This is a genomic window from Pseudomonas entomophila (assembly GCF_013523125.1).
Lineage (GTDB): Bacteria > Pseudomonadota > Gammaproteobacteria > Pseudomonadales > Pseudomonadaceae > Aquipseudomonas > Aquipseudomonas entomophila_B.
This window is the reverse complement of record NZ_JAAMQJ010000040.1, coordinates 16,827-34,993: the sequence shown is the minus strand read 5'-3', so window position 1 is coordinate 34,993 and position 18,167 is coordinate 16,827. Positions and strand designations below refer to the sequence as shown.

14 protein-coding genes and 1 pseudogene are annotated in these 18,167 nt (G+C 66.9%); 7 read left to right on the top strand and 8 right to left on the bottom strand.

Annotated features, from left to right (window positions below):
* The first annotated feature begins 321 nt into the window (after positions 1-321).
* The 7 genes and pseudogenes from G7007_RS18030 to G7007_RS18000 all read left to right on the top strand — a co-directional run bounded on the left by G7007_RS18030 (position 322) and on the right by G7007_RS18000 (position 5,930).
* Positions 322-1,122, top strand: coding sequence for an ABC transporter substrate-binding protein (locus G7007_RS18030; protein WP_181103880.1), 801 nt, complete (start codon positions 322-324; stop codon positions 1,120-1,122).
* A gap of 84 nt (positions 1,123-1,206) precedes the next feature.
* Positions 1,207-1,896 (top strand): ABC transporter permease, encoded by a 690-nt coding sequence (locus G7007_RS18025; RefSeq protein WP_181103878.1) that lies wholly within the window; start codon positions 1,207-1,209, stop codon positions 1,894-1,896.
* On the top strand, positions 1,893-2,591 hold the full coding sequence (locus G7007_RS18020) for an ABC transporter permease (RefSeq protein WP_181103873.1): 699 nt from the start codon (positions 1,893-1,895) through the stop codon (positions 2,589-2,591). The genes G7007_RS18025 and G7007_RS18020 overlap by 4 nt, the downstream gene beginning before the upstream one ends.
* 21 nt (positions 2,592-2,612) lie before the next feature.
* Positions 2,613-3,377 carry an ABC transporter ATP-binding protein gene (locus G7007_RS18015; RefSeq protein ID WP_181103871.1) on the top strand — a complete coding sequence of 255 codons (765 nt, stop codon included), beginning with the start codon at positions 2,613-2,615 and terminating at the stop codon, positions 3,375-3,377.
* A 106-nt stretch (positions 3,378-3,483) separates the two neighbouring features.
* Entirely contained in the window at positions 3,484-4,464 is a 981-nt protein-coding gene (gene argR, locus G7007_RS18010) for a transcriptional regulator ArgR (protein WP_181103868.1), read from the top strand.
* A gap of 73 nt (positions 4,465-4,537) precedes the next feature.
* A pseudogene (locus tag G7007_RS18005) lies at positions 4,538-4,822 on the top strand (DUF5629 family protein); the annotation flags it as partial.
* Positions 4,794-5,930 (top strand): lactonase family protein, encoded by a 1,137-nt coding sequence (locus G7007_RS18000; protein WP_181103863.1) that lies wholly within the window; start codon positions 4,794-4,796, stop codon positions 5,928-5,930. The pseudogene G7007_RS18005 and the gene G7007_RS18000, both read left to right, overlap by 29 nt.
* A gap of 381 nt (positions 5,931-6,311) precedes the next feature.
* On the opposite strand, the gene G7007_RS17995 is transcribed toward G7007_RS18000, so the two are convergent.
* Genes G7007_RS17995 through G7007_RS17960 form a run of 8 tightly spaced genes read right to left on the bottom strand, consistent with a single transcriptional unit; the run spans position 6,312 to position 18,038 of the window.
* Positions 6,312-9,962, bottom strand: a complete 3,651-nt coding sequence (locus G7007_RS17995; protein ID WP_181103860.1) for an AAA family ATPase — start codon at positions 9,960-9,962, stop codon at positions 6,312-6,314.
* A complete protein-coding gene (locus G7007_RS17990; RefSeq protein WP_181103857.1) occupies positions 9,959-11,197 on the bottom strand; it encodes an exonuclease SbcCD subunit D C-terminal domain-containing protein in 1,239 nt (412 codons plus the stop codon). The genes G7007_RS17995 and G7007_RS17990 overlap by 4 nt, the downstream gene beginning before the upstream one ends.
* 47 nt (positions 11,198-11,244) lie before the next feature.
* A complete protein-coding gene (locus G7007_RS17985) occupies positions 11,245-12,861 on the bottom strand; it encodes a BatD family protein (RefSeq protein ID WP_181103854.1) in 1,617 nt (538 codons plus the stop codon).
* Positions 12,858-14,573 (bottom strand): tetratricopeptide repeat protein, encoded by a 1,716-nt coding sequence (locus G7007_RS17980; protein ID WP_181103851.1) that lies wholly within the window; start codon positions 14,571-14,573, stop codon positions 12,858-12,860. The genes G7007_RS17985 and G7007_RS17980 overlap by 4 nt, the downstream gene beginning before the upstream one ends.
* A complete protein-coding gene (locus G7007_RS17975) occupies positions 14,570-15,637 on the bottom strand; it encodes a vWA domain-containing protein (RefSeq protein WP_181103848.1) in 1,068 nt (355 codons plus the stop codon). The genes G7007_RS17980 and G7007_RS17975 overlap by 4 nt, the downstream gene beginning before the upstream one ends.
* Entirely contained in the window at positions 15,630-16,133 is a 504-nt protein-coding gene (locus G7007_RS17970) for a DUF4381 domain-containing protein (protein ID WP_181103845.1), read from the bottom strand. The genes G7007_RS17975 and G7007_RS17970 overlap by 8 nt, the downstream gene beginning before the upstream one ends.
* Positions 16,130-17,074 (bottom strand): DUF58 domain-containing protein, encoded by a 945-nt coding sequence (locus G7007_RS17965; RefSeq protein ID WP_181103842.1) that lies wholly within the window; start codon positions 17,072-17,074, stop codon positions 16,130-16,132. The genes G7007_RS17970 and G7007_RS17965 overlap by 4 nt, the downstream gene beginning before the upstream one ends.
* A gap of 4 nt (positions 17,075-17,078) precedes the next feature.
* Positions 17,079-18,038 (bottom strand): AAA family ATPase, encoded by a 960-nt coding sequence (locus G7007_RS17960; RefSeq protein ID WP_181103839.1) that lies wholly within the window; start codon positions 18,036-18,038, stop codon positions 17,079-17,081.
* Positions 18,039-18,167: the final 129 nt, after the last annotated feature.

The window sequence follows — 18,167 nt, the reverse complement described above, 5'->3', positions numbered from 1 at the left end:
GACCTCCAATCACATCTCAGACTTGCCGTAGCACAAGGGTTTGCGAATAATAGGCCCGCTTATTGCTTTAGTACTGGGTTGGATTCCGTCGCTTCTGCACATGTGTTCGAAGTTGTCAATAGAGCTGGATGCCGTTTTTGGTGCTTTTGTAAGTAGTTGTCGCTTTGAAGAAATATCGACGACTCACCTGCCGTTAGAATGCCAGCCACGCGCTCGTGACCCAGGATTCGCTCCTGACGCCGAGTGGCTCGCATTGTCACCCTTCGCCTAGCGGGCAGTAGTACCCCTGCCTTTTATTGCCTGTACCGATGGAGCTACCCGATGAAGAAACTCGCACTGCTTGGCGCCCTGGCGCTGTCCGCGTTTTCCCTGGTATCGCTGGCCGATGAAAAACCGTTGAAGATCGGCATCGAGGCCGCTTACCCCCCGTTCGCCTTCAAGCAGCCCGACGGCAGCCTGGCGGGCTTCGACTACGACATTGGCAACGCCCTGTGCGAGCAACTCAAGGCCAAGTGCACCTGGGTCGAGCAGGAGTTCGACGGCCTGATTCCGGCGCTCAAGGTGCGCAAGATCGACGCCATCCTGTCGTCGATGTCCATCACCGAAGACCGCAAGAAGTCCGTGGACTTCACCAAGCGCTATTACCTCACCCCAGCGCGCCTGGTGATGAAGGACGGCGTGACCGTGAGCGAAGACCTGCACGAGCTGTCGGGCAAGAAGATCGGCGTGCAGCGCGGCTCCATCCACGACCGCTTCGCCAAGGAAGTGCTCGCGGCCAAGGGCGCGACCGTGGTGCCGTACGGCACTCAGAACGAAATCTACCTGGACGTGGCCGCTGGCCGGCTCGACGGTACCGTGGCCGATGCCACCCTACTGGAAGATGGTTTCCTCAAGACCGAGGCGGGCAAGGGCTACGCCTTCGTCGGTCCGGCCTTCACCGACGCCAAGTACTTCGGTGACGGTATCGGCATCGCCGTGCGCAAGGGCGACGACGCCAACCGTGAACGCCTGAACGGCGCCATCGACGCCATTCGCGCCAGCGGCAAGTACAAGGAAATCCAGGACAAGTACTTCAACTTCGACATCTACGGTCCGGACGACAAGGCCCAGGCCGCGCAATAACCACTCGCTACACCCTGCAATGGTGCAAACGGCGGCGCGCTGCGGTTTGCACCATTTTTCATTTTCAAGGTCGAGGACCTCATCATGTTGAAAGGCTACGGGGCAGTCATCCTCGACGGAGCCTGGCTGACGCTGCAGCTTGCGCTGTCCTCCATGGCCCTGGCCATCGTGCTGGGCCTCATCGGCGTCGCCCTGCGGCTGTCGCCGGTGCGTTGGCTCGCCTGGCTGGGCGATGTGTATTCCACGGTGGTGCGCGGCATCCCGGACCTGGTCCTGATCCTGCTGATCTTCTACGGTGGGCAGGACGTGATCAATCGCGTGGCACCCCTGGTGGGCTACGACGACTACATCGACATCAATCCCATGGTCGCCGGCATCGGCACCCTGGGCTTCATCTTCGGCGCCTACCTGTCGGAGACCTTCCGCGGGGCGTTCCTTGGCATTCCCAAGGGGCAGGCCGAGGCGGGCGCGGCCTATGGCATGAGCGCGCGCCAGGTATTCTTCCGCATCATGGTGCCGCAGATGGTGCGCCTGGCCATCCCAGGCTTCACCAACAACTGGCTGGTCCTGACCAAGGCCACCGCGCTGATCTCGATCGTCGGGCTGCAGGACATGATGTTCAAGGCCAAGCAGGCGGCCGACGCCACGCGCGAGCCGTTCACCTTCTTCCTGGCCGTGGCGGGGCTGTACCTGGTGATCACCAGCGTCTCGCTGCTGGCCCTCAAGCGACTGGAGAAACGTTACTCGGTGGGCATCAAGGTGGCTGAACTATGATCTTCGACTACGCCACGGTCTGGGACGCCATGCCGCTCTACCTCGGCGGGCTGCTGACCACGCTCAAGCTGCTGGGCATTTCGCTGTTCTTCGGCTTGCTGGCGGCGATTCCGCTGGGCCTGATGCGGGTATCCAGGCGTCCTCTGGTCAACGCGCCCGCCTGGCTCTACACCTACGTGATCCGCGGTACGCCGATGCTGGTGCAGCTGTTTCTGATCTACTACGGCCTGGCCCAGTTCGAAGCGGTGCGCAACAGCCTGTTCTGGCCTTGGCTGTCGAGCGCGACCTTCTGCGCCTGCCTGGCCTTCGCCATCAATACCAGCGCCTACACCGCCGAGATCATCGCCGGCAGCCTGAAGGCCACGCCCGCCGGCGAGATCGAGGCGGCCAAGGCCATGGGCATGTCGCGCGCCAAGATGTACCGTCGCATCCTGCTGCCCTCGGCGCTGCGCCGGGCATTGCCGCAGTACAGCAACGAAGTGATCATGATGCTGCAGACTACCAGCCTGGCGTCCATCGTCACGCTGATCGACATCACCGGCGCGGCCCGTACGGTCAACGCCCAGTACTACCTGCCTTTCGAGGCCTACATCACGGCGGGCGTGTTCTACCTGTGCCTGACCTTCATCCTGGTACGCCTGTTCAAGCTGGCCGAACGCCGTTGGCTCGGCTACCTGGCGCCACGCAAGCACTGACGCTCTGTGAGATCCGAACGCATGTACAAACTCCAAGTCCAAGACCTGCACAAGCGCTATGGCAGCCACGAGGTGCTCAAGGGCGTATCGCTGGCCGCCAAGGCCGGGGACGTGATCAGCATCATCGGCTCCAGCGGCTCGGGCAAGTCGACCTTCCTGCGCTGCATCAACCTGCTCGAGCAGCCCCACGCCGGGCAGATCCTGCTCAATGGCGAACAGCTCAAGTTGATACCAGGCAAGGACGGCGCCCTGCGCGCGGCCGAGCCCAGGCAGTTGCAACGTCTGCGCTCGCGCCTGGCGATGGTGTTCCAGCATTTCAACCTCTGGGCGCACATGACCGCGCTGGAAAACATCATCGAAGCGCCGGTGCACGTGCTGGGCGTCAGCCGCAAGGAAGCGCTGGAAAAGGCCGAGCATTACCTGGCCAAGGTCGGTGTCGCACACCGCAAGGACGCCTACCCCGGGCACATGTCCGGTGGCGAGCAGCAGCGGGTGGCGATCGCCCGGGCGCTGGCGATGGAGCCGGAGGTCATGCTGTTCGACGAGCCGACCTCGGCGCTCGACCCCGAGCTGGTCGGCGATGTGCTCAAGGTCATGCAGTCGCTGGCCCAGGAAGGCCGCACCATGGTCGTGGTCACCCACGAAATGGGCTTCGCGCGCGAGGTGTCCAATCAGCTGATCTTCCTGCACAAAGGCTTGGTGGAAGAGACCGGCCACCCGCGTGAGGTGCTGGCCAATCCGCGGTCCGAGCGCCTCAAGCAGTTTCTTTCTGGCAGCTTGAAGTAGATACTGCCAACGTGCACCATCCCAGGGCATGGCGCGTTGCCGTGCGTGTCTGGCGCCGCCATCGCGGCGCCATTGACTCGATCGACCTCAGGTTTCGGACCTCCCTATGACCCACCCGCGAATCGGCTTTCTGACCTGGCCCAGCACCCGGGCATCGACCCTGGCCCTGGCAGAGGACGTCTTGCTCGGAGCGCGCCGTCTGCAACCGGAGCTGGCTTACGAACTGGTGTTTCTTCAGGCCGAGCCGCCGGAGGAGGGCGCTTGGCGTCTGCCAGGTACCTCCTGGGCCGGGCGCCTGGAAGGGTTGCAGAAGCTGTTTCTGGTGGCCGACGAGCCCCCTTTGAACGTCAGTACGGCGCTGGCGGGCGCGCTGCGCCAGGTCGCCCGGGGCGGGTGCCTGGTCGGCGGTTTGTCTGCGGGCGTGTATCCCTTGGCATCTTTGGGCTTGCTCGATGGCTACCGGGCCGCGGTGCATTGGCGTTGGCAGGATGACTTCGCCGAGCGCTTCCCCAAGGTGATCGCCACCAGTCACCTGTTCGATTGGGATCGCGACCGGTTGACTGCCTGTGGCGGCCTGTCGGTAGTCGACCTGATGCTGGCGGTGCTGGCGCGCGACCATGGCGCCGAGCTGGCCGGCGCAGTGTCCGAAGAGCTGGTGGTCGAGCGCATCCGCGAAGGGGGCGAGCGTCAACGCATCCCGCTGCAGAATCGCTTGGGCTCGAGCCACCCCAAGCTGACCCAGGCGGTGGTGCTGATGGAGGCCAACATCGAAGAGCCGCTGACCACCGACGAGATCGCCCAGCACGTCTGCGTGTCCCGGCGCCAGCTCGAGCGCATCTTCAAGCAGTACCTGAACCGCGTGCCCAGCCAGTACTACCTGGAGCTGCGCCTGAACAAGGCGCGGCAGATGCTGCTGCAGACCAGCAAGTCCATCATCCAGATCGGCCTGTCCTGTGGCTTCTCCTCCGGGCCGCACTTCTCCAGCGCCTACCGCAACTTCTTCGGCGCCACACCGCGTGAAGACCGCAACCAGCGTCGCAGCGCCAGCCCTTTCGAGTTGAGCGCGGCCCCTGGCGAGCGCCACTGACGGCATCGCGTTTGAACGCCCTGCGGGGACGCCGGTCTGCCTATAATGCGCGCTTTTCTTCTGGTGAACGCTGATGACCTCCCTTGCTGATGCCCTGCACGACTGTGACATGCTGCTGATCGATGGCCTGCATGCCTTCGATTTCACCTTCGACGATCAGGGGTTGATGATCGAGTGCATGGACGGTCGCGAACGCAAGCATTGGCATTTCACGCCCGAACAGGTCCAGGCGGCGACTGGGCAGGGCACCGACTGGCGGCTGTCCGATGCGCATGGCGAGCACAGCCTGATCTGCATGAGCGCCTTGCGCGCCTGGGAAGACGATGAAGATGAACCGCACCCTCATGACCTTTCTGACGGTGAGCCTGATGAGCCTGAATCTGCAAGCGAACGCCGCGACCCTGCTGGTCGGCGGCTACACCCAGGGCACGAATGAAGGCCTCTATCGTTATGCCTTCGACAGCCGCACGGGCCTGATCGACCCCCAGGCCTTGCAAGTGATCAAGACGCACAGCCCCTCTTGGCTGGTGCTGTCCGAAGACCAGCGACTGCTGTTCGCGGTCAACGAAGTGGGCGATGGACAGGGCAGTGTCAGCAGCTTCTCCGTTGATGAGCGCGGTGTGCTCGCGCCGCTCAACGGTGTGCCCAGCCTGGGCGACGAACCGACCCACGCCAGCCTGAGCCAGGATCAGCGCTACCTGCTGGTGGCCAACTATTCGGCGGACCATGTGCCAGGCGGCAGTCTGGTGGCTGTGCCCGTCGGCCGTGACGGCACGCTGGCGCCGGTGATCCAGCAGCACCGCCACGCACCGAGCCGGGTGGACCGGGAGCGACAGCTCGGGCCTCACGTGCATTCGGCGGTATTCTCTCCGGACGGGCTCTACCTGTATGCCAGTGACCTGGGCGCCGACAAGGTCTTCATCTACCACTACGACAGCGCCAACCCCGGGCAGCCGTTGCGTCCTGCCCAGCCTGCCGCCGTCAGCCTGCCGCCTGGCAGTGGCCCGCGCCACCTGGCCTTCGATGCCACGGGCGAGCATGCCTACCTGACCCTGGAGATGAGTGGCGAAGTGGTGACGTTCGACGTGTCCGACGGGCAACTGGTCGAGCGCCAGCGTCTGCCACTGACGCCTCGACACGAACCAGAGGCCAAGGCGGCAGGTGGGCTGCATCTGTCGCCGGATGGGCGCTTTCTGTATGTGAGCAACCGCGGCACCAGCAACGAGATCGTGGTGTTCGCCGTGGCACCGGACACGGGCCAGCTGAAGGCGCTTCAGCACCGCGACAGCGAAGGGCGCGAACCGCGGGAGTTCCGTATCGACCCGAGCGGCGATTTCCTGCTGGTGGCCAACCAGAAAAGCGACCGCATCGTGGTGATGAGGCGCGATCCGCGCAGCGGGTTGCTGGGTGAGACGGTGCAGGTGTTGGAACATGGCGCGCCGTCGGACTTTGCATTCATTCGGTAACGTTGACCACGGTGTCGCTCCCCTATGAGCACGCCGCTGTAAGACCCGCTGTCACGGGCCTTGTGAGAGCGGGTTTGCCCGCGATGCAGGCGGCGACGGACCGGACGCTATCGCGGGCAAGCCCCACAAGCTGCTTGAGCAGCCATGCCTACATCGAAGGTTACAGAGGTCTGGGTGGGAGCTGGCTTGCCAGCGATAGACCGCACTAGGGTGTTGCAGGCTATCGCGGTCATCTGAGCGGCCCCCGCCGGGGCGCCGGACCGACCGCGATTGGGTCCGCAGGGCCCACAAAACCCTGAAATCATTTCCTTTGAGATCAACGAGATCTCTCGAGCGAGCGCCCATTGCTGATGGGCGCATCAGGTGATGCTGTCTCCTGACCTAACCCACCACCTCCACCTTGCTCAACCCATTCCCCTGCCGCTGCACCTGGATCTGCACCGGGATCCGCTCGTGCATCTCCTGCACATGGGAAATCACCGCCACCTTGCGGCCCTGGGCCTGCAGCCCGTCCAGCGCATCCATGGCCAGTTGCAGCGATTCGGGGTCGAGGCTGCCGAAGCCCTCGTCGATGAACAGCGACTCGATGCGCAAGGTGCTCGACGCCATGGACGCCAGTCCCAAGGCCAAGGCCAGGGAAACCAGGAAGGTCTCGCCGCCGGACAGAGAATGCACCGAACGCAGTTCGTCCCCCATCTCGGTATCCAGCACCAGCAAGCCCAGCGCGCTGCCGCCCCGCTTGAGGCGATAGCGGCGGGCCAGCTGACGCAACTGGCTGTTGGCATGGTGCAATAGCAGATCGAGGTTGTAGCCCTGGGCGAACTTGCGGAAGGTGTCGCCCGTGGCCGAACCGATGAGCGCGTTCACCCGGGCCCAGCGCTGCCACTGCTGATAGGCGGCCTCGATGTCGGCCGCCAAGGCACGGTAGGCGTCACGACGGCGATCGTCGTCGGCCTGGCGTGCGCGCAGCTCGGCGCAGTGCTGTTCGTGTTGTTCGATCTGCGCCCGCAGGGTTTCAAGCGTCTGCTCCAGTGCGTCGGCAGGCAAGGCGGCTTCATCGGACAGCGCCGCGTGCTGCTGCACCCGCGCCTCGCGTTCGGTCAGCAGGATGCGCGCCTGGTTCAGGCGCGTGTCTGCCGCCAGGAGTGCCTGGCGCCAGTGATCCCGTTGCGCGTCGTCCACCGCCAGCAAACGCTCGAGCTGATCGTCGCCCACGGACGGATGAGCCGCACGCCAGTGCTCGACTTGGGTCTGAAGTGCCTGGCGCTCTTCGGCCAAGGCAGCTTCGCGCGCGCCCCCAGCCTTGATTTCACCTGCCAGCGCCACCTGCTGTTCGCGCAGTCGCTGTGCCTGCTGGTTGGCCTCGGCCTCGGCCAGGCGCGCCTGTTCCAGCGCGCCTTCCACTTGGGTCTGCCACTGCTCGGCGCTGGCATGCGGGCCCAGCAGCTCGGTCAGCCCCGCCTGTGCCTGGTGCGCCTGCGCCTTGAGCGCCGTGAACTGTTCACGCACCTCGTGCAGACGCGCCTGACTGGCGTGCTGTTCGTTGCGCAGCGGGTCGAGCCGCGCTTGCCGGGCCTGCTGCTCCTGCTGTTCTTCGCGGTACTGCGCCTGTTGCTGTACACGCAGGCTGACCTGTTGATCGAGCGTCAGGAAGGCCTGGGCGGCATCGTCCTTGAGCGCCTGCAACAGCGCCGTCGGCATGACTGCCATGAACGCTTCCAGGGCCTGATCCAGGCGCTGCTGGTCATCCTTCAACGCCTGCCGCTGCTGCTCGAGCTGACGCTCGGCCTGTTGACGCGCCTCGAGCGCGGCCTGCACCTGCTCGTTCAGGACGACGGCTTGGCGTTGCACGTCATGCAACACGGCCTGGCGCGCTTCGTCGCGGGCGATGTCCTGCTCCAGACGGCGCTGCTGCAGGGCCAGCCAGGCGCTGCGGGCGGGCGCGTCCTGGGCTTCCAGGGTCGGCCAGAGCGGGTCGGCGGCCAACTGTTCGATCAGCGGCTGTAGCTGGTCGCGCAACTGTTCCTGCTGGTGTTGATAGGCCTTGATCTGCCCGTTGAGCACGCCGACGCTCAGGCGCAGGTCGTCTAGCCGCGTCTTGAGCCGATCGACTTGATCCTGGGCGTGTTGCTCCTCGGCCTGGTCATGCGCGCCGAGACTTTCCAGCAGCGCTTCGGGGCGATGGTAAGGGTGTTCGGTGCTGCCGCAGACCGGGCACGGCTGGTCGTCCTGCAGCTGCGTCCGCAGCTGTTCGACGCTGGCCGTGCGGGCCAGGCGTTGACGTTCCAGCAGCTGGCGCGTCAATGTCAGGGCCTGTTCGGCCGTGTCCAGCTCGGCCTTGGCGGCAAGGCCTTCGGTGATCTGTCGCTGGCGCGTCTGGCGTGCTTCGGCCTGACGCTGCTGCAGCGCGGTGAGGTCTTGTTCCAGCTCCTGCTGGCGCGCGTGAATGCGTGCCGCGGCTTCGACCGTGCGCAACTGTCGACGGTTGTCCTGCAACAAAGGGCCCAGCAAGCTCAGTTGTTCACCCAGTGCCTGGGGTTCGACATCCGCTTCGCTGAACAGCAACGCCCGGGCCTGCTGGCGTGCACTGACATTCTGGGTGGCGTGCTCGACGTTGCGTTGCAGGGCTGGAAGTTCGGCACGCCCCTGGGTCAGGCGAGCGTCGATCTGCAACAACTGCTGAAGCTGGGCGCGGTAGGCCTGCCAGGCCGTGCTCAGCCCGTCCAGCTCGGCGCTGTGTGCCAGGGCGGCCTCGATTGTCGCCAACTGGTCGAGGCTGCGTTGTTGTTGCGCCTGCAACTGATCGAGCTGTTGCTGCCCCTGGCGGACGGCCTGGTCGGCCTGTTCGACGACCGTGGCCATGCGAGCCTGCTCCTCGGCCAGGCGCTGCAGGTGATCGTGTGCTGCGTAGGCGCGGCGCAAGGCGGGCCCTGCCTCCGTCACCTGGGCCTGGGCCTGTTGCACGGCCAGATGGGCCGTCTGAACACGCTCGTGCTGCTGAGCGACACGCGCTTCCAACGCCTGCTGTTCCTGATGCTGGGCGGTCGAGGCCGCCTGCAGCGACGCCAATTCGGTCTGGACCGCCTGCTGGCGCTGGAACAGATGACGCTGGGGCGCGAGCTGCTCGAGCCACAGCACGTCCTGGCGTTGCGCATCCAGGGCATGAGCGGCCTGTTCGGCTTCGCGCCATGCCTCGGCTGCGCTCGCGCATTGGTCACGCAGGCGTTGCTGCTCGGCCAGCCAGGCGCGCTGCGCTTCCAGTTGCCGTTGCCGGGCCTGGTGAGCCCGCAGGTCCTGGCGGGCCTGGATGAGCTGCTGGTCGAGCGCCTGGCGCAGGTCGTCGGCCAATGGCAGCACATGGGCGGCTTCGGCCTCGAGCTGGGCATGCCGCTCGCCGGCCTCGCGCGCCTTGCTGAAGGCCCGCTGCCCCAGGCGCGTGTAGATCGAGGTGTTGGTGAGCTTCTCCAGCAGCTCGCTGCGTTCCTTGTCGTCAGCCTTGAGAAAGGCGCTGAACTCGCTCTGGGCCAGCATCACCGCACGGGTGAACTGTTCGAAGTTCAGTCCCAGGCGCGCCTCGATCAGCTGCTTGTACTCGGTCTTGCTCTGGTTGCTCAACAGCTGCTCGCTGTCCAGATCGTGCAGGCTCTGGCGGCTGTGCTGCAATTTGCCGCTGGCCTTGTCACGGGCCCGATTGGCCTCCCAGCGCGCACGATACCGGTGCCCGTCGGTGCCGACGAAATCGACTTCGGCGTGACCACTGCCAGTGCCGCGGCGCAGCAGGTTGCGCGGGTCCCAGGTAGCGATGTCGCCGTCGCCGTCTGGCACCTTGGCCTCGCGCGATACCGCACCCAGCCGCGGGACACTGCCGAACAGCGCCAGGCACAGCGCATCGAGCAGGGTGCTCTTGCCGGCGCCGGTCGGGCCGGTGATGGCGAACAGACCCGCGCTGGCCAGCGGTTCGGCGGTGAAGTCGATGTCCACCGGCCCGGCGATCGACGCCAGGTTCTTCAGGCGGATGGCGAGAATCTTCATGGCTGCGCCTCCTCGTGCTGCACCTCGTGCAGCAGCATGGCGAAGTCGGCCAGGGCCTGCTCGTCCACCGGGCTGCCGTAGGCCTGGGTCCAGGCCCGACCGAACAGGTCCTGGGGCGTCAGCTCGCCCAGCTCCACCAGCGGCGTGTCTGGGTCATCGGCCGGGCCGCTGCCAGCGTACTCCGCGTAGATGCGTACCAGGCGCACGGCCTTGCCTTGCAGCGCCGTCTCGAGCTGCTGGCGCAGGTCGGGGCGTGGGGCGTCGAGCCGGACCCGTACCTCGAGCCAGGGCTGCTGCCGAGGATCGTCCAGCAGGTCGACCGCCGGCAGCTCGGCCAGGGTCTCGAGCAAGGCCTCCAACGGCGCCGGGCCAACGCGCCTGAGCGAGACCGCGCGTGGCACCAGGCGCGGCTCGACGCTGGCGAGCGTGGCGCCGTCGAAGCGCACGTCGAGGATCTGGTGCGGGTAGTCGACCTCGGCGAACGACAGCGGCAGGGGTGAGCCGCTGTAGCGAATGCGTGCTTCGCGGTTGACCTGCTGGGGCTTGTGCAGGTGACCCAGGGCCACATAGCCGACGCAGGGATCGAACAGCCGTGCGGGCAGGGCCTCGGTGTTGCCGATGATCAGGCTGCGCTCGGAGTCCTCGGACACGCTGCCGCCGGCCATGTGCGCATGGCTGATGGCGATCAGCGCCTGGCTTGGCTCGCGTTTGTCCTGCGCGGCGGCGATCAGTTGCCGGTGCACCTGGGCGACGCCGTGGAGGTAGTCGTCACCCAGGTGCAGGCCGGTGACCTCGGCCGGGCGCATGAACGGCAGCGCCAGGCACCAGGCGCCGACCGTGCCGTGCGCGTCGGTCAACGGGATCAACAAACGCTCGGCGTCGAGCTGGCCATCGTCGAGCCAGTGCACCCGTCCCAAGGCATGGGTGCGCAGCCGACGCATCAGGGGCGCCGGCAGCTCGATGCGCGAGCCGGAGTCGTGGTTGCCGGCGATCATCACGATGTCCAGGGTGGGCTGTTGCGCGTGGGCCTGGACGATGAAATCGTAGAGGCGCTCTTGCGCCTTGATCGGTGGGTTGACCGTGTCGAAGACGTCGCCCGCGATCAACAGGGCGTCGGGCTGCTCCTGGCGCAGTTGCTCGAGCAGCCAGGTGAGGAAGCAGGCATGCTCGTAGTCGCGTTCCTGGCCATGCAGGCTCTGGCCCAGGTGCCAGTCGGACGTGTGAAACAGGCGCATCGAAAGGTCCATGCAGTACGGGCGCGACGCCAGGCGTCACACCAGGATTATTTGGGGTACAACGGCGGCAGGCTGCCAGCGTCGCCCATGGGCGGACGCAGGTGCTCGGCCGAGGGGATGGTGCCGATGGCGCGCCACAGCTCGTCACCTTGCCAGGTCTGGCCGATTTCGCTGTAGAGCGCGCCATTGAGCCCATCCAGCGCGTCGGACAAGGGTACGAAACGGGCGGCCATGTCGGCCAGGGTTTCCGGCTGCTGGCGTGCCCAGGCGTCGAGCGCCTGACGGGTGGCCTGCGGATCGTTGGCCTGACAGGCGCGCTTGAGGTCGTCGAGCAGGCTGCGTGGGCTCGGTCCGCTCTGCACCGGGCGCGCCACGGCCGGCCGCGAGCGCGCCCGCCACCATAGGGCGCCGACCAGCAGGTTGCTCAGGGTCAGCACTACGGTCGCCAGTTGCCAGGGCCACAGGCGCACCGGCGTACCGGCGCTGTTGACAGGGGCGTCGCCGGTCAGCGCCGGGTTATCGAGCACGGTCAGGGTCCGCGCTGGCAACTGGCTGTGCTCCAGGTGATCCTCGCGGGTGTTCCACCACACGACGTCCTGGGCGGGCAGCGCCAGCTCCCCCGCACGTACCGGCACCAGTGCCTCGCGTTCTTCGCGGTTGGCGACCATGCCGCGCTCGCCGACGTCGTTGCGCAACTGCGGCTGGTCCGGGTACCGGCGCAACCCGGCCACTTCGGTGGCCGGCAGCGCAGGCAACTGGGCGCTCGACAGGCCTTCGGCGCGCAGGCTGATGCTGCGCGTCAGCGAGTCGCCGACCTGGGTCCGCTGCAGGGTCGGGTCGGGGCTCCAATGTTCTTCCAGGGTCAGGTTGCGCGCCGGCAGCCAGGGCGTGTCGGCGGGGTAGCTGGCGGGAATCGGCCGCACCTGCAGGCGCAGCGGCAGCGAGCGCGCCTGCACCTGACGGCCGCCACGGGGGCTGCCAGTGGCTGTGCCGTCGGCGGCGGTGGCGGTGAAGGTCAGGGGGGCGATGTCCAGCAGGCCGCTGCGCTGCGGGTAGAGGGCATAGCGGGTTTCGATCACGCCGTGGCGGATCCCGTTGATGTCCTTCTCGAAGGTCCGCGAGTCGCCCAGCGGCTCGAGCTTGGCGTCCTCCACCTGAGGCGGGCTCAGGGTGCTGTCGTCGTACAGCGAGACCGAATGGTAGACCCGCACGGTCAGCACGGTCTGCGCCTGGACATAGACGTCGTCGCTGTCCAGCGTGGCGTCGAGGAACACCGGGGCGGCGCCACCGGCATGGCTGGGGTCGGCCGACAGCACCTGCAGCGCGATCGGCTGGGTGCTGGCCTGGCCCAGGTGCAGGGCGGGGATCTGCAGGCTGCCACTGCGGCGTGGCAGCAGGGTGATGATCCAGCGGGTGCTGGCGCGTGTCTCGCCGTCCAGGGTGTGCAGGCTGTTGAGCTGGCGCGTGCTGCGCACGTCGAACTCGGCGTCCAGCGCGCTCAGGTCGGGCTTGCCGAACTGGGTGACGTCCTGGCTCTCGAGGGTCAGCTCGAGCGTTTCGCCCGCGTCCACACGGGTGCGGTCGACCGACGCTTGGAAGAGAGACTGCGCCTGAACCGTCAGGCAGATGCACAGGCAGGCAAACACGACGCCAAGGCGGCTCATGGGGTGGGTTCCTGATTCAGTTGCTGCTCGTACCAGAACTTGCGCCGCAGCAGCTCTGCCGGATTGTCGGGAATCTCGCGCAACCATTGCTCGAGGGCCTGGCGCTGTTCGGCATCCAGGGCCGTGTCGGCGGGGCGTGGGGGCGGTTGCAGGGTGTCGTCTGCAGCGGAAGGCTGGTCGGGGCCCGTGTCGGCCTGGGGATCGCCCGTGGCCGTGGCTTGCCGGTTGGCCGGGTCGCCTTCGGCAGGCGTCGCCTCGGCGGCATCGCTGGGCGAACCGCTGTTGCCCGGGTTGTCACGGTCCGGGGGCGTATGCTGCTGCGCCGCCTGAGCGTCGGCCTGGACCTGGGCGTCGCGGGCCTGGAGCGCCTCTTGCACCATGGCCTGGTTGCTCAGTGCCGCCGGCAGGTCCGGTTGCAGCTCCAATGCCTGATCGTAGGCATCGAGCGCGCCCTCCAGGTCGCCCGCACGGGCCAGTGCGTTGCCGCGGTTGTAGTGAGCCTGTGCCGTCTGCCCCTTGGCGAACTCACGCGCGGCGCCAGCGAAGTCACCGGCCCGGTACAAGGCCACACCGCGCCAGGCCGGGTCACGGAAATGCCGTGCGGCTTCGCCGGGACGACCGGCCTCCAGCAGGTGCTGGCCTTGCTGGTCCGGACGCGCCCAGAGGTCATCGAAACCGAAGGCGTGGCTGGGTTGGGGCAGGGCCAGCAGCAGCGGCAGGCAGAACAACCAGCCGCGCCGACCGGCACAGGCCATCAACCCCAGCAGCGGCAGCAGCAACCAGTGACCCTGGTCGGCCCAGCTGTCGAGCTGGAGCAGCTGACCTTCGCTGTGCAGGGCACGAGGGTCGTCGAACAACCCCAGGCCGCGCAGGTCCAGGTCGTCGATGCGCGCATGCCGGTAGCGCCCGCCGGTAGCGTTGACGAACGCCTTCAGGCTCCGGCCGTCCAGGCGTGGTACGAGAATCGCGCCCTGGGCATCCTTGAGGTACTCGCCATTGGCCTGGCGCACTGGCGCACCGGCGCTGCTGCCGATGCCCAGCATCAGCAGGCTCGGGCCTTGACGCCCCAGGGCGCGCAGGATGCCGCGACGCTCGTGGTCATCGAGGGAGGAGCCGACCAGCAGCAGCCGTCCTTGCCCGAGCCCGCTCTGCGCCAGCAGCGCCAGCCCCTTGCGCACTGCCAGGTCGGCCCGCTGCCCGGCCTGCGGCATGATCGACGGGTCGACCGCCTCGAGCAGGTTGCGCGTCGTGGCCACGTCGTCGGACAGCGGCACCAGCACGTGCGCGCTGCCGGCGTAGACGATCAGCGCAGTCTGGCTGTCACGGCGATGCTCGAGTACGTCGAGGATCTTGCGCCGGGCCTGTTGCAGACGATTGGGCGCGGTGTCTTCGGCGAGCATCTGCGGCGTCAGTTCGAGCAGGATCACCAGCGGGTCGGCCGGACGCTGATGGGTGTCTTCCACACGTTGCCAGCTGGGCCCGAGCAGGGCCAGCAGGGTCAGCAGCCAGGCCAGGCCCAGCACCACCCAGGGCAGTTTGCTGGTGCTGCCATCGCCGCCGCCGAGCAGCACGGCATGGAAACGCGCCGGCACGATCATCTGCCAGCGACCGGCACGCTTGCGTCGGTGCCACAGCTTGACCAGCAGCCAGACGAGCGCCGGCAGCGCCAATAACCACAGCGGACGCAGCCATTGCGGCCAGACCTCGATCATGGGCGTTTCCTCGTGACCAGGCGTGCGTAGGCACGGGCCAACGGCGCAGGCAGGCGACCCTGGCGCAGCAGGCGTTGCAGCAGCGGCTCGGGCCACAGGCTGCTGCCGACCAGCAGTACGCTCAACAGCAACGCCAATGCCAGAGGCCAGGCATACAGAGGCTTGGCCACCCGAGTCTGGGTTGGTTGCTGGGCCACGGGTTCGAGACGATCGAGAGTCTCGCCGATCGCATCGAGTTCGACGCCATCGTGGGCCCGGAAGTAACTGCCCTGGGTCAGCGTGGCGATTTCACGCAAGGTGGCTTCGTCCAGGTCCAGGCTCGGGTTCAGCCCGATCAGGCCGGGCTGACCGGTGGTTTCAGGGTTGGCGCCGATACCGATGGTGTAGATGCGCACGCCTTCCTGGGCCGCCAGGCGCGCAGCGGTCAATGGGTGGATCTGGCCCCCGTTGTTGGCGCCGTCGGTGATCAAGATCAGCACCCGGCTGGTCGCAGGACGCTCGCGCAAGCGCTTGACCGCCAGACCGATGGCGTCGCCGATGGCCGTGTTCTTGCCCGCGATACCGATCCGTGCCTCATCCAGAAACGCTCGCACGGTCCGTCGATCGAAGGTCAAGGGCGCTTGCAGGTAAGCCTGGCTGCCGAACAGGATCAAGCCGACGCGATCGCCTTCACGGTCCTGGAGAAAATCGCCCAGCAGTGCCTTGACCAGGTCCAGGCGACTGACGTCTTCGTCCTGCCACTGCATGTCGGGGAAATCCATCGAACCGGACACATCGACGGCCACTAGCAGGTCGCGGCCGCTGGCGGCCACCGGGACCGGTTCGCCCAGCCACTGGGGCCGCGCCGTGGCCAGCAGCACCAGCAGCCAGATGATCACGAACGGCGCCTGCTGGCGCCAGGTCGGCAGGCTCAGGCGCGCACGACGGCCGGCCAGGCGTTCGAGCTCGGGCAGGAAGCCGACCTTGAGCACCGGCTCACCGCTCTCGGCAGGCGGCAGCAGCCACCGTGCCAGCCAAGGCAGCGGTGCCAGCAGCAGGATCCACGGCCAGGCCAGGTCAAACATGCTTGCGGATCCAGGTATCGACGGCGTTGCCCAACCCGGCGATGGCCTTGTCGTCGAGCTTGCATTCCGGCTTGTAGGCGCCTTCGACCAGGATCATCCAGCGGGTCAGCCCGGCGGCGGGGCAGCGGTTGTCGAGGAAGGCCAGCCATTGGCGACCGTTGAGCGTATGGCTGTTGGCATCCGGGTAGTGGTTGCGGCACAGGCGCTTGAGCAGTGCGTTGATCTGCTGCAGCCAGGCGCCGGCCGGCGCGCCGTCGTAGGGGCGCGGCAGGCGCGCCAGCTCGGCGAGCGCTTCCACACGGATCGGGTCAAGAGGCTGCTCGGCCTGCGCGAGCGGGCGTGATGTCAGGCGCCGGACCCGTCTGTGGTACACGCGCCATGCCGTCCACACCAGTACCGGCATCAGCGCCGATAGCACCCACCAGCCTGGTGCAGGTGGCCAGGCGCTGACCGGTGCAGGGTCGATCAGCGGCTGCAATTGCTCCAGTGGGCTCATGGTGCACGCCTCGGGCGCTGTTCGGAGAGGTAGTCGCGCAACTGGTCGAGCATCTCGCGCTGTGTACTCAGGGGCATCAGCACCACGCGCAGCTTCTGCGCCAGTGTGTCCCAGCGTTCGACGCGTGCTTCGGCCTGTTGTCGATAGGTCTGGCGCAGGTGCGCGTCGAGGGTGTCGAGCTCCAGCTGAGCCGAGCGCTGGGCGAAGCGCAGCAGGCCGGCGGCAGGAAGCGCATGGTCCAAGGGGTCGGAAATCGGCATCAACAGCAGGTCGCAGTGCCGCGACAGCAGGCTCAGGTGCTGTTCGGCCGCCGGGCTCAGGGCGCGCTCGTCGCAGACCACGATGGCCAGGCTGCCAGGGCGCAACACTTCGCGCGCGCGACGCAGGGCCAGGCCCAGGTTGTCCGGGTGCGGCACGGCTTCGGTGTGCAGCGACTGGTTGACCCGCGCCAGTCGGTTGAGCAGCTGCAACAGGCTCTGCTTGCTGCGGCGCGGCTTGATTTCATAATGCTCGGTGTCACCGAACACCAGGCCGCCGACCCGGTCATTGTGGTCCAGCGCGGCCCAGCCGAACAGCGCCGCCGCCTGGGCGGCCAGGACCGACTTGAAGTTGAGCCCCGAGCTGAAGAACAGCCGTTGGCTCTGCTCGACCAGGATGAAGATGGGCCGTTCGCGCTCTTCATGGAACAGCTTGGTGTGCGGCTCCTGGGTACGCGCCGTGACTCGCCAGTCGATGTTGCGCACGTCATCGCCGGCCTGGTAGACCCGCACCTGGTCGAAGTCCACGCCACGCCCACGCAGTCGCGAATGGTGCAGGCCGACCAGCGGGCTGCGCTGGCCGGCCCGGGCGAACAGCTGTATCTCGCGCACGCGATGGCGCATGTCGATCAGCTCGGCAAGGCCGATGCGGATGCCGGGTTCGGCTGGCGGTGAGGTGGGCATGGGCTCAGGCGACGGCCACGACGTCGAGGATGCGCTGTACCACGCGGTCCTGATCGACACCGGCCGCCTCGGCCTCGAAAGACAGGATGACGCGGTGGCGCAAGACGTCGAACAGCACCGCCTGAATGTCCTCGGGGCTGACGAAATCGCGCCCGGCCAGCCAGGCATGGGCTCGCGCGCACCGGTCCAAGGCAATGGAACCGCGGGGGCTGGCGCCGTAGGCGATCCAGTCGGCCAGGTCGGCATCGAATTTGGCCGGGGTGCGCGTGGCCATGACCAGCTGCACCAGGTACTCCTCCACGGCATCGGCCATGTACAGGCCGAGGATGTCCTTGCGTGCTGCGAAGATCGCCTGCTGGCTGACCCGGCGCTCCGGCTTGGTCTCGCCATTGAGCGCCTCGCCCCGCGCCTGCTGCAGGATGCGGCGCTCGACCGCCGAATCGGGAAAGCCGATCTTCACGTGCATCAGGAAGCGGTCGAGCTGCGCCTCGGGCAATGGGTAGGTGCCTTCCTGCTCGATCGGGTTCTGCGTGGCCATGACCAGAAACAGCGGCGACAGGTCGTAGGTGCTGCGCCCGACGCTGACCTGGCGTTCGGCCATGGCCTCGAGCAGCGCCGATTGCACCTTGGCCGGCGCACGGTTGATTTCGTCGGCCAGTACCAGGTTGTGAAAGATCGGCCCTTGCTGGAACACGAAGCTGCCGGTTTCCGGCCGATAGATCTCGGTGCCGGTGATGTCGGCCGGCAGCAGGTCGGGGGTGAACTGGATGCGGTGGAACTGCGCCTCGACGCCTTCGGCCAGTTCCTTGATCGCCTTGGTCTTGGCCAACCCCGGTGCCCCTTCGACCAGCATGTGGCCGTCGGCCAGCAACACGATCAGGAGGCGCTCGACGAGCTTTTCCTGACCGAGGATCTGGGTGGAAAGAAAGGTGCGCAGCGCCACGAGCGCTTCACGGTGTTCCATCGTCGAGACTTCCTGGTTGAGCGCCGGGATGGGTTGGCGAACCACCGCACAGGCAAGGGTGGCTACTTTAATGCATCCGCCCCCCTGCCGACCAATGGCGACAGACAAATAACACCTGGCCATGCAGGC